Origin of the sequence: Sulfitobacter sp. M368, from assembly GCF_025141875.1 — a bacterium.
Taxonomy (GTDB): Bacteria; Pseudomonadota; Alphaproteobacteria; order Rhodobacterales; family Rhodobacteraceae; genus Sulfitobacter; species Sulfitobacter mediterraneus_A.
Window position 1 is genome coordinate 3,399,361 of record NZ_CP081113.1, and the last position, 12,803, is coordinate 3,412,163.

At 57.6% G+C, this 12,803-nt stretch carries 12 protein-coding genes; 5 read left to right on the forward strand and 7 right to left on the reverse strand.

The features are described 5' to 3' along the window. Nucleotides 1-10 precede the first annotated feature (10 nt). The 4 genes from K3754_RS16780 to K3754_RS16795 all read left to right on the forward strand — a co-directional run bounded on the left by K3754_RS16780 (nt 11) and on the right by K3754_RS16795 (nt 2,905). On the forward strand, nt 11-961 hold the full coding sequence (locus K3754_RS16780) for a homocysteine S-methyltransferase family protein (protein WP_203209994.1): 951 nt from the start codon (nt 11-13) through the stop codon (nt 959-961). A gap of 59 nt (nt 962-1,020) precedes the next feature. Continuing rightward, nucleotides 1,021-1,317 carry a hypothetical protein gene (locus tag K3754_RS16785; protein WP_259938757.1) on the forward strand — a complete coding sequence of 99 codons (297 nt, stop codon included), beginning with the start codon at nt 1,021-1,023 and terminating at the stop codon, nt 1,315-1,317. After that, nucleotides 1,283-2,044 (forward strand): ADYC domain-containing protein, encoded by a 762-nt coding sequence (locus K3754_RS16790; RefSeq protein WP_259938759.1) that lies wholly within the window; start codon nt 1,283-1,285, stop codon nt 2,042-2,044. Before K3754_RS16785 ends, K3754_RS16790 begins: the two co-directional genes overlap by 35 nt. Nucleotides 2,045-2,263: 219 nt before the next feature. Beyond that, a complete protein-coding gene (locus tag K3754_RS16795; RefSeq protein ID WP_259938760.1) occupies nt 2,264-2,905 on the forward strand; it encodes a LysE family translocator in 642 nt (213 codons plus the stop codon). A 407-nt stretch (nt 2,906-3,312) separates the two neighbouring features. On the opposite strand, the gene leuD is transcribed toward K3754_RS16795, so the two are convergent. The 5 genes from leuD to K3754_RS16820 all read right to left on the reverse strand — a co-directional run bounded on the left by leuD (nt 3,313) and on the right by K3754_RS16820 (nt 9,020). After that, complete coding sequence (gene leuD, locus K3754_RS16800) at nt 3,313-3,936, reverse strand: 3-isopropylmalate dehydratase small subunit (RefSeq protein WP_259938761.1); 624 nt, start codon at nt 3,934-3,936, stop codon at nt 3,313-3,315. Further along, a complete protein-coding gene (leuC, locus tag K3754_RS16805) occupies nt 3,933-5,354 on the reverse strand; it encodes a 3-isopropylmalate dehydratase large subunit (RefSeq protein ID WP_259938762.1) in 1,422 nt (473 codons plus the stop codon). The genes leuD and leuC overlap by 4 nt, the downstream gene beginning before the upstream one ends. After that, entirely contained in the window at nt 5,351-6,181 is an 831-nt protein-coding gene (locus K3754_RS16810) for an amidohydrolase (RefSeq protein WP_259938763.1), read from the reverse strand. Before K3754_RS16810 ends, leuC begins: the two co-directional genes overlap by 4 nt. After that, nucleotides 6,178-8,013 carry a TRAP transporter fused permease subunit gene (locus K3754_RS16815; protein ID WP_259938764.1) on the reverse strand — a complete coding sequence of 612 codons (1,836 nt, stop codon included), beginning with the start codon at nt 8,011-8,013 and terminating at the stop codon, nt 6,178-6,180. Before K3754_RS16815 ends, K3754_RS16810 begins: the two co-directional genes overlap by 4 nt. Before the next feature lie 65 nt (nt 8,014-8,078). Continuing rightward, entirely contained in the window at nt 8,079-9,020 is a 942-nt protein-coding gene (locus K3754_RS16820) for a TAXI family TRAP transporter solute-binding subunit (RefSeq protein WP_259938765.1), read from the reverse strand. A gap of 93 nt (nt 9,021-9,113) precedes the next feature. Between K3754_RS16820 and K3754_RS16825 the strand changes: the two genes are divergently transcribed. Beyond that, nucleotides 9,114-10,079, forward strand: coding sequence for a LysR family transcriptional regulator (locus tag K3754_RS16825; protein ID WP_259938766.1), 966 nt, complete (start codon nt 9,114-9,116; stop codon nt 10,077-10,079). A 700-nt stretch (nt 10,080-10,779) separates the two neighbouring features. On the opposite strand, the gene K3754_RS16830 is transcribed toward K3754_RS16825, so the two are convergent. Both K3754_RS16830 and K3754_RS16835 read right to left on the reverse strand, forming a co-directional pair. Beyond that, nucleotides 10,780-11,916 (reverse strand): mandelate racemase/muconate lactonizing enzyme family protein, encoded by a 1,137-nt coding sequence (locus tag K3754_RS16830; RefSeq protein ID WP_203209984.1) that lies wholly within the window; start codon nt 11,914-11,916, stop codon nt 10,780-10,782. Further along, entirely contained in the window at nt 11,913-12,791 is an 879-nt protein-coding gene (locus tag K3754_RS16835) for a glycine betaine ABC transporter substrate-binding protein (protein ID WP_259938769.1), read from the reverse strand. The genes K3754_RS16830 and K3754_RS16835 overlap by 4 nt, the downstream gene beginning before the upstream one ends. Nucleotides 12,792-12,803 lie beyond the last annotated feature (12 nt).

Here is a 12,803-nt window from a genome sequence, read left to right on the forward strand (position 1 = left end):
TGGTAACCCTATGCACACGTACAGAAACGCCCTGCCCCAATTGAACGGTCATGCACTGCTCACCGACAGTGGGCTTGAAACCACTTTGGTCTTTCACGAAGGTATCGACCTGCCTTGTTTTGCCTCCTATCCGCTACTTGGTACAGCGGAGGGACGCGCCCAGCTTGAAACCTATTTTGAACGCCATCTGGAGATCGCCAGGCAGCGGAAGATGGGCTTCTTGCTGGAAGCGCCAACCTGGCGGGCCAGTCCGGGTTGGGGCCAAGAGTTGGGTCATGACCGGCAAGCATTGCAGGCCTTCAACGCGCAGGCGATCGAGATGATGTGCGCCTTGCGTGACAAAGCTGCCCTGCCCCATCCGGTCGTTATCTCCGGCAACATCGGGCCGCGCGGCGATGGCTATCAGGCCGATACTGCGATGACAGCGAGCGAAGCACAGGCCTATCACGCGGATCAGGTCGGATGGTTCGCACAGACCGCCGCCGATATGGTCAGCGCCTTCACACTGTGCACAGTGAATGAGGCGGTCGGCATTGTCCGGGCCGCCGTGGAGGTGCAGATCCCTGCGGTGATCGCCTTTACGGTAGAGACTGACGGCTGCCTTGCAGATGGCACTCCGCTTGGCGAGGCGATCACCCAGACGGACGCGGCAACAAACGGCAAAGCGGCCTATTTCATGGTCAACTGCGCCCATCCTGAGCATTTTGAAGACGCTCTGCGCAGTCAGGAGCCTTGGTTGCAGCGGCTGCGCGGCATCCGCGCCAATGCCTCACGGCTCAGCCACGAAGAACTCGACAACGCCGACGTTCTGGATGACGGCAATCCAGCCGAACTTGGCGCCAGCTATGGCACTTTGCAGGCGCAGTTGCCTCATTTGTCGGTGTTTGGCGGCTGCTGCGGGACAGACAGTCGGCACATCGCCGAAATCGCCAACAATCTGTGTTGCGCGCGGGCTGCGTGAGCCATCCAGCCAGACAGATCAACCCATCAACCAACCCCAAACTTGAAAAGGGATATACTATGAAACTGAACCACAAAAACACGGCCCTTGCCGCAACGCTGAGCGCACTTCTGTTTGCACAAGGCGCGATTGCTGAAACTCGAACGCAGACTGTCGAAGTCAAGACAAATGCGCTTACTTTTAACGCACTTACCATCAACGCGCTGACCATTAATCGTCTGGCGCTGAACCGTTTGGCCTTAAATCGGCTTGCTCTGAACCGGTTGGCACTCAATGGCTTTCATCTGAACGACTTCGATTTCGACGGTTCGTCATCCATTGTTGCACAGAACGGCCGTTTGGTCATCAAACACTAAAGAAAAACAAGGCACGCGGGTCAACCGCGTGCCACAACTCAGGTTTGTTAAAATGAACTGTACTCGATTGGTTTTGACCTTTGCACTCATCGCCATGGCCACGACGGGCAAGGCGGATATTCCCTTGCCTGCGGGCGCGGTGCTTCAGATGGAGGGAGGTGCGGGCAATGCGGAGATCACCGTCACGCATGTTGAAGAGACAAGCCAGTACAATGTCTATTTTCTCACTGATGAAAACGGTTCCGCCTGCGGCGATCAAGATGGCGAACCGGTTGGCGCAATTCCACTTTCCGGCTCGTGGGGAACAGATATGTCATGGTCCCCCGAAGGTTTGACAATGGCCTGCACAAACGGACCGATAGGCAAATGTGTCACATGGGGATATCTGCCATGGGACGCCGAGCTGCGCGATTTTCACCAGGCCTGTATTCGAATGGTACGTGCGGACTATTGCGGCACTGGGCATGGCACCACGCGCGATGGCACTCCGATTGATGTCTGGGATCGAAAGGGGATCAACACATCGTCCAATGTTCAAGACATGCTGCACGAAGCGGATTGGGATGCAGATGGTGCGATAACCATCTACAGGACCCGTTTCCAAGCTGGTTTGGACTATGTCCTAAAAAACTGTCCGGACCGTTTAGTTCAGAGGCAGGGAACTTCAGAAATCGCGCGGGAAACGCTTTTGAGTAACGGGTCATTTCCCTTTTATGTTCAGGATTAGTCGCCGAGAACTTAGAAGAATAACGGTAATCTGACCGGCACCGAAGCCACCTCTCGAAGTGTTGTTACTTAGGCTCAGCTTTGCTGACGAAGCGCTTTTGCTCATTAGCTGCAACATGCTCTGCCCTGTATCGGCAAAGCCAATATGAGGTTTTGTTTGCCAAAGCGATGACTTTGGAACATTGTGTGAACAACCGTATATTCGAACGAAGGCGATACCATGCAAGAAATATCCATCTACCTCCCGGGAATCCTTCTTGCCTATTCTGCATTTCTACTGGCCATCGCAAGCCCCGGACCTAATATTCTTGCTGTCATTGGCACCTCAATGAGCGTCGGTCGATCCTCCGGTATGGCTTTGGCGATGGGCGTTGCGAGCGGATCATTTACTTGGGCCATACTGACAGTCTTTGGTTTGTCAGCTATACTTTCCACCTATGCTTCAGCTCTTTTGGCAATCAAAGTATTCGGTGGTCTTTACCTTCTTTGGCTTGCTTACAAATCCTTCAAATCCGCAGCCTCAACCCATGATATTGAACCAAGGGAGTTGGCAGGCGGACGGCGGACCCCATATGGATATTTCAAGCGTGGCTATATCATCCAAATGACCAACCCGAAGGCAGCTCTTGCTTGGATTGCAATCATTTCCCTGGGTCTGAAGGAAGGAGCGCCGCTTTGGGTAGGAGCTGTCATCGTGCTCGGGACATTCATGCTCTCGGTAGCCATCCACCTGATGTATGCGGTTGCATTCTCGACCCCGGCGATGGTGCGATTGTACGGCAATTCCCGACGTGTCATTCAAGGCGTCCTAGGCACCTTCTTTGCTTTCGCCGGTCTAAAGTTGCTGGCCAGCCGGGCATAATCAATGGCGCAAGCGTCGTCTGGTGAACGGAAACCTGCGAAAACGATTTTTGATGCTGGCTCCCTTTCCCAGTTTCTATAGGTGGCCAAAGCGGTACTTCTCAAGAATCCCAAGCAACATCTCTTTGGAATGAATGCGATGTGCGTGACGGATGCGCCGTGCTTTTTCAACGTGCCGGAGCGAACTGCCTGATAACCGCAACGGTAATCCTCGTTCGACATCTCAGGCCATGGACGAACCTACAACGTCACAGCGCGGGCAACAGGTATCAAACGTGGCCTCTTTCAAAACAAGCAAATGGGCATCCGGCGAGCGGGAGGCCATCAATCAATTGTTCGAAGTCGTAGCGTGATCAAGCGAGGAGCCACCTAACTGCAACAGCAATGATTTATGAATCAGCGCTGATTTCAAGCCTCCGCACTGCCCCGACTTGGTTCGGAAACTAGGCCATTTTTGACCTCGTATGCACGGATGTCATCGGCGTATTGCAGGGTTTCCTCAATATGGTCTAGCCCAAGCATCAGGTTCCTGCGTAGGCCTGCATCGATGTCAAACTCCAAGGCCGCGCCCTGCGCTGGCCGAATTTTCTGAGCGTCCAAGTCGATAGTCAGTTCGGCCCTATCGCCATCGCTGATCGTTTCCAGAAGGACGGTTAGTTTGTCTTCGGGCAGCTCTACGGCCAATAGTCCGTTTTTCTCGCAATTTCCGAAAAAGATCCCGGCAAAGCTGGGCGCGATGATCGCGCGAATGCCCTGTTGCAAAAGCCCCCAGACCGCATGTTCGCGGCTAGAACCGCAGCCGAAGTTGCGGCCCGCCACAATAAATCGAGCGTTACGATATCCGGCGCGATTTAATACGAAACCAGAACGCTCATTTCCATTTTCGTCAAACCTCAGATCGTGAAACACACCCTGAGCCAACCCCTCCCGGTCGATCCGCTTGAGAAATTTCTTGGGCATGATCACATCGGTATCGATGTTCGGCAACGGCATGGGTGCGGCGATTCCAGTAACCGAAGTGAAAGGTGTCATGTCTGTGCTCCTGGCAGAAATTCCCGATAATCGACCAAATGACCCGCTACGGAGGCCGCTGCGACCATCGCCGGGCTCATCAGATGGGTGCGGGCACCGGTACCCTGTCGTCCCTCGAAATTCCGGTTGGTGGACGATGCACATCGGGCGCCAGCGTCAAGTATGTCATCATTCATAGCTAGGCACATGGAACATCCCGAATTGCGCCATTCATAGCCTGCCTCGATAAATACCCGATCCAGCCCCTCTGCCTCGGCCTGCCGTCGCACGGCAAGCGACCCCGGGACGATTATCGCGGAAACACCAGCAGACACTTTCCGGCCCTTCAACACTTCCGCAGCAGCGCGCAAGTCTTCCATGCGGGAATTGGTGCAGGAACCGATGAACGCATGTGAGATTTCTATCGCCCCAAGCGGTTGACCCGGCTCAAGCCCCATGTATTCCAATGCGCGTTCTTGCGCGGCTCGTTCCATTGGATCATTTGCGTGCTCCGGCGCCGGAACCTCCCCGTCAATCCCGCAGGTCTGATGGGGGCTGGTGCCCCAACTGACCTGAGGCGCGATAGCAGCTACATCGATGTCGATGTCGATGTCGAAGTTGGCATCAGGATCGGATTGCCAGTTGGCCCATTCCTGTTTGGCGGTGTCCCAATCCCTACCCTTCGGTGCGCGTGGCCGCCCTTGCAGGTAACGAAATACCGTTGCATCCGGCGCGATCAACGCCACACGTGCGCCGCCTTCGACGGCCATATTGCACATTGTCATCCGCCCTTCGACCGAAAGCAGATTGACCGGAGCGCCAGCAAATTCGACCGCATGGCCCACTGCCCCAGACACGCCAACCTTTGCAATAAAGGCCATGACCAGATCCTTGGCTGTCAACCCCGGTGGCATTTCGCCGGTAAAGGTCACCCGCATGTTCCGCAGCTTGGTGTAGACAAGGGTCTGCGTGGCCAGAACATGCTCGATTTCCGAAGTGCCGATCCCGAAGCCAAGCGCACCAAACGCACCATAAGTGGTGGTGTGGCTGTCGCCGCAAGCGATCACCTTGCCCGGATGCGCAAAGCCGTTTTCCGGCACCACCACATGCTCGATCCCCTGCCTGCGGTCGAACAGGTCAAAAAGCTCAATCCCGTGGCGTGCGCAATTGCGGCCCAAGTTTTCAATTTGTAGCCGGGCATCACTGTCCGTCATCTCGTCCAATGACGAGATGGCGCGAGTCGGGTTCACATGATCCACAACCGCCAGATGCGCCTCTGGTCGCCACACCGGACGTCCTGCCGCATGCAGGCCGGCAAAGGCTTGCGGGCTGGTGTATTCATTCATGATATGCAGATCGACGTACAAAAGCAGCCGGTTGTCGTCGATCTTCCGCACTGTATGGCTATCGCAGAGTTTATCATACAGGGTCCGTGTCATGATGCGTCCTCGAACTGGCGAAATCTGTATAGTTGCTCTGGGTTGCTGCAAAAAATCTTATGAACAAGGGCCGGATCATCAATCCAATCCAGCCAGGTTCGCAGTTCTTCCAACTCGTTTGGCGGCTGCAACTGCCCCGGATGCGGACAGTTCGTGGCCCAAACCAGCCTGTCTGGCGTTCGCTCGATCAGCCGCTCCACCCGCGCACGCAGCCCCTCGCTACATTGGAGGCCCGGTGCCGACAGTTTGACCCACCAGCGTCCTGTATCCATAAGAGCCTCCAAAGCCCGTGCCGCCGGATGCCCTTCGGGCGCGGGCTCTCGGAACCGGCCAACATGGTCTAGCACCGCAGGGCAAGGCAGCCCGAGAAGTCGCTCGAGGTGTTCTGGCAGTGTCGCGCCGTCAATATGAAGTTCGATATGCCAGCCCAAAGGGGCAATCCGCTCGGCGACCGGTTGCAGACTATCCCACCCAAGCGCACCGCCCTTCCACATGAAAAAGCGCACTGCACAGGCACCCTGCGCGTCCAGCCGGGCCAATTCCGCATCGGTCACAGTCTCGTCAACAACGACCACCACTCTGGCGTCCTGTCCGAATTCGGCCGCCGCGGCCAACTGCAATCGGTTGTCCAGCCCATAGGTTGTGGGTTGAACGACCACCATGCGGCTGTGCCCCAGACGCCGCATTGTCGCGCGGTAGTCCTCTGTCGAGAAATCCGGCGGTGTGGGTTTCACCGCGCTCGCCGCTCCGGGAAATCGATGGTCATAGAAGTGCATATGTGTGTCGCAAGCCCCCGCGGGCAGCAGCTGTGCCTCGGTGCGGATCATGCCCCGGTCTCCTCAGGGTTGCGACGTGCGCGTGCTGAAAGAAAAAGCACCGGTGCCGCAAGTGCCAGTCCGGCCAGATCCAGCAGCCCCGACGGCCCCAGCAGGCAAAGCCCTGCCACCACCGCGACGGGACGCAGGAGTGCAGCAAGCGAGGACAGCAACCAACCGTGAAAGCCCGCTGCCAGCAATACACCACCTAAAAGCGCGGTCAGTGCCGTCTGCGCAATCTCGGAACCGGTGCCAAGTGTCAGGATTGCAGGTGACAATGCAAACATGAATGGCATGACATAAGCCGTACCAGCAAGCTTCATCGACGCTGCACATCCCTGCCAAAGCCCCGCACCCGAAATGGCATTTGCCGCATAAACCGTGATGGCGACAGGTGGGGTAAGGCCAGACAAAATGGCAAAATAAAATGCAAACATATGCGCCGCCGGCACCGGAATTCCCAACTCTGTCAGTGTCGGCACGAACAGCGCGACCTGAACGATATAGGCCGGTGCGGTCGGAATCCCCATGCCGACCACAATGCCGGCCATTGAGGCGAGGATAAGGGCCAAGTATAGGTTCTCGTCTGCAAGGCGAAGCACGGCCTGGCTAAAATCCAGCCCAATGCCGGTGATGTTAATCACCCCGACTACAATACCGGCAGTGGCACAGGCCGTGGCAATCAGCACCGCGTTGCGCGCACCCTCTACAAGCGCATCCAGAACATTACGGACCGTTACATTGCTGCGTGTCGACTTGCGCAGGAGGGCCACGGGAACAACGCTGGCAATACCGGCCAGAGCAGAGAATTGGGCCGAATAACCGGAGACCAGCGACAGAATAATCACGAGCAACGGAATGGAAAGATGTCCGTTCTCGATCAGCACCTTGCCCAGTTTTGGCGTCTGATCCGCCGGCAACCCCTCCAGACCTGTGGCCCGCGCTTCGAAGTGGATCGCGGCAAATACGGTGGCGTAATAGAGCAACGCGGGGATCAACGCATAAAGGCAGATCTGGGCATAGGATGTGCCGATGAACTCGGCCATTAGGAAGGCCGACGCGCCCATGACAGGCGGCAGGATCTGTCCACCGGTTGAAGCAACAGCCTCGACCGCGCCGGCGACATTCGGCCGGAACCCGGCCTTTTTCATCATCGGGATGGTAAAAACACCGGTTGTCATGACATTGGCAACGCCGTTTCCGGACACTGTGCCAAACAGCGACGAGGTAATCAGCGCCACCTTTGCCGCACCGCCCGAAGTGCGCCCAGCCAGAGCCAGCGCGAAATCGACAAAAAACTGGCCGATCCCCATCTTCTCGATCAATGCTCCGAACAGGACAAATAGCGTGATGAAAGTGGCCGATACAGCTAGCGGGATGCCAAAAATGCCTTCAGTCGTCAGGTAGGTTTGTTCAATCAATTCACCCGGCGCGATATTGGTAAAGAACATCGCATATCCCAGAAAAATGCTTGCGGTAATGGCCAGCGGCCACCCCATCAAACGACGCGCGGCCTCGATCACCAACAGGTTTGCGGCAATACCAAACACCCAGTCGGCGGGTTTGATCGGGTCAATCAGATAGAAGCGGTTATAGATATAGTCGATTTCAACAATAGGGTATGCGGCAACTCCGATGGACAGGAGAACCAGTGCCACTTCGGCTATTCCCGGTGTGTCCTTCTTCCCTCGCCAGTCGATCATCAGGAAGGTGATCGTAAGCACGAGACCCAGATGCACGCTGCGCATGATAAGCGCGTTTGGCGCCCCGAAATAGCCAATCCACAGATGATAGACAGCCATAAACAAGGCCACTGCCCTGCCAAGAGTTACGAGATGACGCATGTTATGAAACCTGAATGCGGCCCCTCGCCATCTCCGGCGAGGGGCTTTGATGTTAATCGGCAGGATTACTTGGCAACCTCAATGCCGTTCTCGGCATAGAACTTTGCGGCTGCGGGATGGAATGGCACGCCTAAATCCTGACTCATGCGTTCCAGGTCCAGCCCCTTGGCTGCGCTGGCGACACCGCCAAGCGCCTCTGCATGTTCAAGGACGTTGCGGGTCAGCGCATAGATCAAGTCGTCCGGTGCGTCGCAGCGCGTGATAATGTGAGCCGACCAAGTCAGCGCGGCCGTGTCCTCGTCGACACCCTGATAGGTACCGCCCGGAATCGCCCCCAGTTGCAGGCCCGGCATATTCTGCTTCAGCGTTTCATATGTGGCATCGGCTACGGGCAACATGCGGATGTCTCGCGCCGCGGCAAGGTCCATGACCGCACCGGCGGGAGCCGTGGTCACAAGCGTGAAGGCATCAGCGTTTCCATCCTTCATCATCGAAACGGCATCGTTGTAACCGACTTGATTCAAGCGTCCCAGATCGTCATAGCTCAATCCGTTCACGCCGAGCACCAGCCGGGCAAACTGTTCCCCCGTGGTACCCGCCTTTTGGCTGGCAAGCGAGATGCCTTTGAAATCCGCAGGTGATTTGATCTCGCTGTCCTTCAGGACAACCATCTGGAAATACTGCGGGTAAAGTGCGGCCACGTTGCAGACATCGGTATGAGGCGTGCCAAACGGCTCGGCACCGTTAAGTGCATCGACCGTCGTGACCGAGTTGGCAAACCCAAGCACGGCCTTATTTGTGCCCACGCCCTTGATGTTGGCGATCCCACCACCGTTCACCACCTCCAGCTTCAGATCGGGCCGTTCCTCTTCCAGGAACCCTTTGAGTGCGCCGCCCAGTGGATAGAAAGACCCGCCCGGCGAACCTGTCATCCAGCGTAGCGTGTCGGCAGCAGCCGGGCTTGAAACCATAGCGGCTAGCGCCAGTGTCGATAGAAACTTCATCATCTGATCCTCCCTAGATCCGCCATGAACAGTCCCGGCGGTAAATGTCCCGACAGGATGCAATGCGGGTGCCACAACGCAATTGATATTATCTGAATGCCGCCTTCTCCAATGACGAATGGACCGTGCCTGCCTTTTTCCGCTATTGTACCGGCGACAGTTTTTCTCATGGATGGAGCGGTCATGGACCTTTCAGCGCTCAAGACTTTTCAGGCAGTTGCCGAAACCGCCAGCGTCACTCGGGCGGCCGATAAATTGTGCTGCGTTCCTTCGGCGGTGACCGCACGGCTCCGACAGCTCGAGCAGGAGATCGGTCAGCCTCTTTTCTTACGCGAACGGCAAGGAATGATCCTGACCCCGAAAGGCCGGGTGCTGCTGGACTATGCCAAAAAGGCGATGGTGCTGTTTGATGAGGCGGAAAAAGCGGTGCGTCACGACGATCTGCCCCAGGGTACATTGAAAGTGGGAGCCACGGATACCGCCGCCACGCTCTATCTGCCGCGTGTTTTTGCGCAGTACCACCTGTCTTATCCCGATGTCAGCCTCGAGGTCACCTCAGGCGTGACAGAAACCCTGATTGCGGGTGTACGCGACCACAAACTTGACTGTGCAATTGTCAATCGTGAAGTCCGTGATCCACTGTTCAAGGCCGAACAGGTGCGTCGTGAACGGTTGGTGCTGGTCTCTGCCCTGACGGTAGATCAAATAACGGACGCCGACGAATTTACCTTTCTCGCGGCACCAACCGGTTGCGTTCAACGTGCAAGGGTAGAAGAGTGGTGGTCCGAGGGGGCGCATGCTCCGATCCGGCTGATTGAAATGGCAAATATCGAGATGCGCATCAGCTGTGCGGCGGCCGGAATGGGTGTGACGGTTCTGCCCTTGTCTACATTGGAGCGCTTGGCAGACCGTGAAACGGTACGCATTCATGATGTTCCGGAACCCTGGGCCTGGCTGGACACTTTCTTGATCTCGCGTGCTGACAGTCCCTCTTTCGCCGCCCGCCGTTTGTTCCGAGAAATGGTCCTGCAAGAGTTCCGCCAACTGCGTGCAGTGGTTTGAGCTCACGAGCTGCGACCATTTAATATGAACTGTCTGGCTCACCTTGGCACGGCCGCCTATTTGAAACGTCCCTCAGAGGTGCATTTCTCAAGATAGCCTGTCAGGATATCAAGCGGAGCATAGGGCTGTGGCCCGATCCCATTTCCGTCTGGTCGCGGATGCGCAGGGCGTCAATGCAATTTCCAACGGCGTGGGCGCCGCTGACGAAGGCTTATTGTGCGACGACCCGCCCTGCCCTTCTGACAGCGACATAGGGCGGTCAGGCGGAATGCTGAAATAGCCTCGACCTTGTCCGCGAAGGCGATATCCGAATTCAAGCAGCGATTGGGCACATGCGAGCCGGGTCCGCGCCTGGGTCGTGTCGCGGTCTGATGAACGGGCACACCAAGGGGGTCACAGGCCGGCGCCCGATCACCTCTCAAACCGACAGCGGATTGGGTAACAAAAGCTGCCGAGGGAACATTGCGGGAATTTTGCCATCATTGCAGGCACACAACCGCCCATCGCAATCGCCGGTGACTTCGTCAAATCAGAGCAGGAACAAGCAAGTCAAATCGCCAGCGAACCACAGCTGTCGGAGGAACTCCCCAAGGTTTGCCCACTCATTCCGGCTCCTTAGCTTCCTCCGGCTACCAGCTTCTTACGGTGCAATTCGCCGCGAGATCTGGTCAGTTCCGATCCGGAGGTCGCCGCTGTTGTATCAGGCACGGGCGGCGTCGACAGCGCGTGGGTCAAGCGTGATGCCCAGCCCCGGAACCGCTGGCAGAGCAAGGTGCCCTGCAACCGGGGTCAGGTCGGGCGCGGCCACGATATCGCGTTCCAGCAGTTGCCACATGATCTGGTTCGCATCGTCAAGGTTTGGGATCGTCCGCGCGACGTGATGTTCGGCGGCGGTGGTTATGCCGGTCGTCATCGAGGAATGGATACACAGTGTCATGCCACCGCCTTCGGCCAGCGCCGCTACATGCCGCGTTGCACGTAGCCCCCCCGCTTCGCGTGGGCCAACTGCAAGCATGTCTGCCCCGCCGTTTGCCACAACCCGGTGCGCGTCTGAAATCGAGAACACCGCCTGATCCGCCCCGATCGGGATGGGCGAACGCGCAGTCAGCCGCGCCAGCGCTTCGGTCGAGGTGGCAGGCGTGGGCTGTTCGACATACTCGATATCGTATTCTGCAATCCTGCGCAGCATGCGCAATGCCACTTCCACTGGCCAACCTTCATTGGCATCTAGCCGCAGCCGCGTGTTGGGAACCGCGGCGCGAACGGCTTGGACCGACGCAATGTCGCGTGCCTCGCCCATCCCGACTTTCAGGTAAAGGACAGGCATGGACCTGGCCACTGCGTCGCGTGCATCTTCGGCCAGTTCTTCCGGTGTTTCCCCCTGAAGAAAATGGAAGTAGCCCACGCTGTCGCGGACCGCGCCCCCCAGCAAGTCCCAGACCGGCCGGCCCGCCAGCTTGCCGCAAAGATCGAGACAGGCCATCTCCAGCCCGCTGGCGACCTGTGCGAACTGCCGTGGCACGACGCATCCCCAGACCGTCCAGTGCTTCTTCCACGCCGCAGCAAGAAGTCCGGCATGGTGCCAAGGGTCTTGCCCGGTCAGCCCCTCGGCGACGCGCCGGACAATCATCCCGGTGGCCTGCGGATCGGGAGCAGCGGTGCATTCACCGATGCCCGTCAGATCGCCCGACCGCACTTCAATCAGCAGAGTGTGGAAATGCGTTTCTGTCCCCTGCGACCACCGGTAGGGGGTGCGCAGTGGGTGACGCAGAGGCGTCACCCGGATACTGTCGATGACAGGCGCCCCCGCGCGGGGGGCGGATGCGCCGTCCGTCATAGCAGGCCTTCTTCACTCAGGTAGGTTTCAGCCACTTGTTCCACGGATTGACCGTTCACGTCCACCATTCCGTTCAGTCGCTGCATAGTCGCATCGTTCAGCCGACCGGAAAGATCTTCCAGCAGGGTGCCGATCTGCGGATTGGCCTCTAGCACTTCGGCCCGCACGACGGGGACCAGCGCGTAGTTGGGAAAGAAACTTTTATCGTCCCCAAGCAGTTGCAGGTCCATCGCTGCAATCCGGCCATCAGTTGCGCCCACAACGGCGACGTTAACGTTACCGCTCGATAGCGCATCGAAGACCAGACCGCCATCCATGGGACGGATGTTCGCGCGCCCCGCTTCGAAAGCATAGGTCTCCTGCAAGCCCAGAAGGCCATCGTCGCGGCGCGGGAATTCTGCTGTTGTGGCCATCAGCACTGCGCGGCCCTCGCTATATGCGGCGGCGAGGTCGGAGAGAGTCGCCATCCCTTCGGTCACGGGGTCATCCTTACGGATCGCCAAGGCGTATGTGTTGTTGGCGTTTGACGGCGCCAACCAAACCAGCCCTTTTTCTCCATCCAGCTCCTTCACTCGCTGGTAGGTTTCTTCGGGCGACAGGCGTTCCTCGACCTTGTTGAAGGTCACCAGCGAAGTGCCGGTATATTCCCAGTAAAGATCGACAGCGCCCGATTCCAGCGCCTGCCGCACCACGGTGGTGCCCATGCCATCGGCCTTTTCAACCTCGAAACCGTTGGCTTCCAGAAGGCGGGTGGTCATTTCGGCCAGTATGAGCTGTTCAGTGAAACCCTTGCCGCCAACGGTAATTTCTTGTGCGGCAACGGGGGCCGCCATGCCCATGGCGACGGCAAGGGCCATCAGTTTATTGCGTATCATGTTCAAATCCTT

What these genes read in the sequence shown, in the direction of transcription:
- K3754_RS16825 (WP_259938766.1), top strand. Translation starts at nt 9,114, where the DNA reads ATGCCGCCTTCTCCAATGACGAATGGACCGTGCCTGCCTTTTTCCGCT.
- K3754_RS16780 (WP_203209994.1), top strand. Translation starts at nt 11, where the DNA reads ATGCACACGTACAGAAACGCCCTGCCCCAATTGAACGGTCATGCACTG.
- leuD (WP_259938761.1), bottom strand. Translation starts at nt 3,936, where the DNA reads ATGACACCTTTCACTTCGGTTACTGGAATCGCCGCACCCATGCCGTTG.
- K3754_RS16820 (WP_259938765.1), bottom strand. Translation starts at nt 9,020, where the DNA reads ATGATGAAGTTTCTATCGACACTGGCGCTAGCCGCTATGGTTTCAAGC.
- K3754_RS16810 (WP_259938763.1), bottom strand. Translation starts at nt 6,181, where the DNA reads ATGATCCGCACCGAGGCACAGCTGCTGCCCGCGGGGGCTTGCGACACA.
- K3754_RS16815 (WP_259938764.1), bottom strand. Translation starts at nt 8,013, where the DNA reads ATGCGTCATCTCGTAACTCTTGGCAGGGCAGTGGCCTTGTTTATGGCT.
- K3754_RS16835 (WP_259938769.1), bottom strand. Translation starts at nt 12,791, where the DNA reads ATGATACGCAATAAACTGATGGCCCTTGCCGTCGCCATGGGCATGGCG.
- K3754_RS16785 (WP_259938757.1), top strand. Translation starts at nt 1,021, where the DNA reads ATGAAACTGAACCACAAAAACACGGCCCTTGCCGCAACGCTGAGCGCA.
- K3754_RS16795 (WP_259938760.1), top strand. Translation starts at nt 2,264, where the DNA reads ATGCAAGAAATATCCATCTACCTCCCGGGAATCCTTCTTGCCTATTCT.
- K3754_RS16830 (WP_203209984.1), bottom strand. Translation starts at nt 11,916, where the DNA reads ATGACGGACGGCGCATCCGCCCCCCGCGCGGGGGCGCCTGTCATCGAC.
- leuC (WP_259938762.1), bottom strand. Translation starts at nt 5,354, where the DNA reads ATGACACGGACCCTGTATGATAAACTCTGCGATAGCCATACAGTGCGG.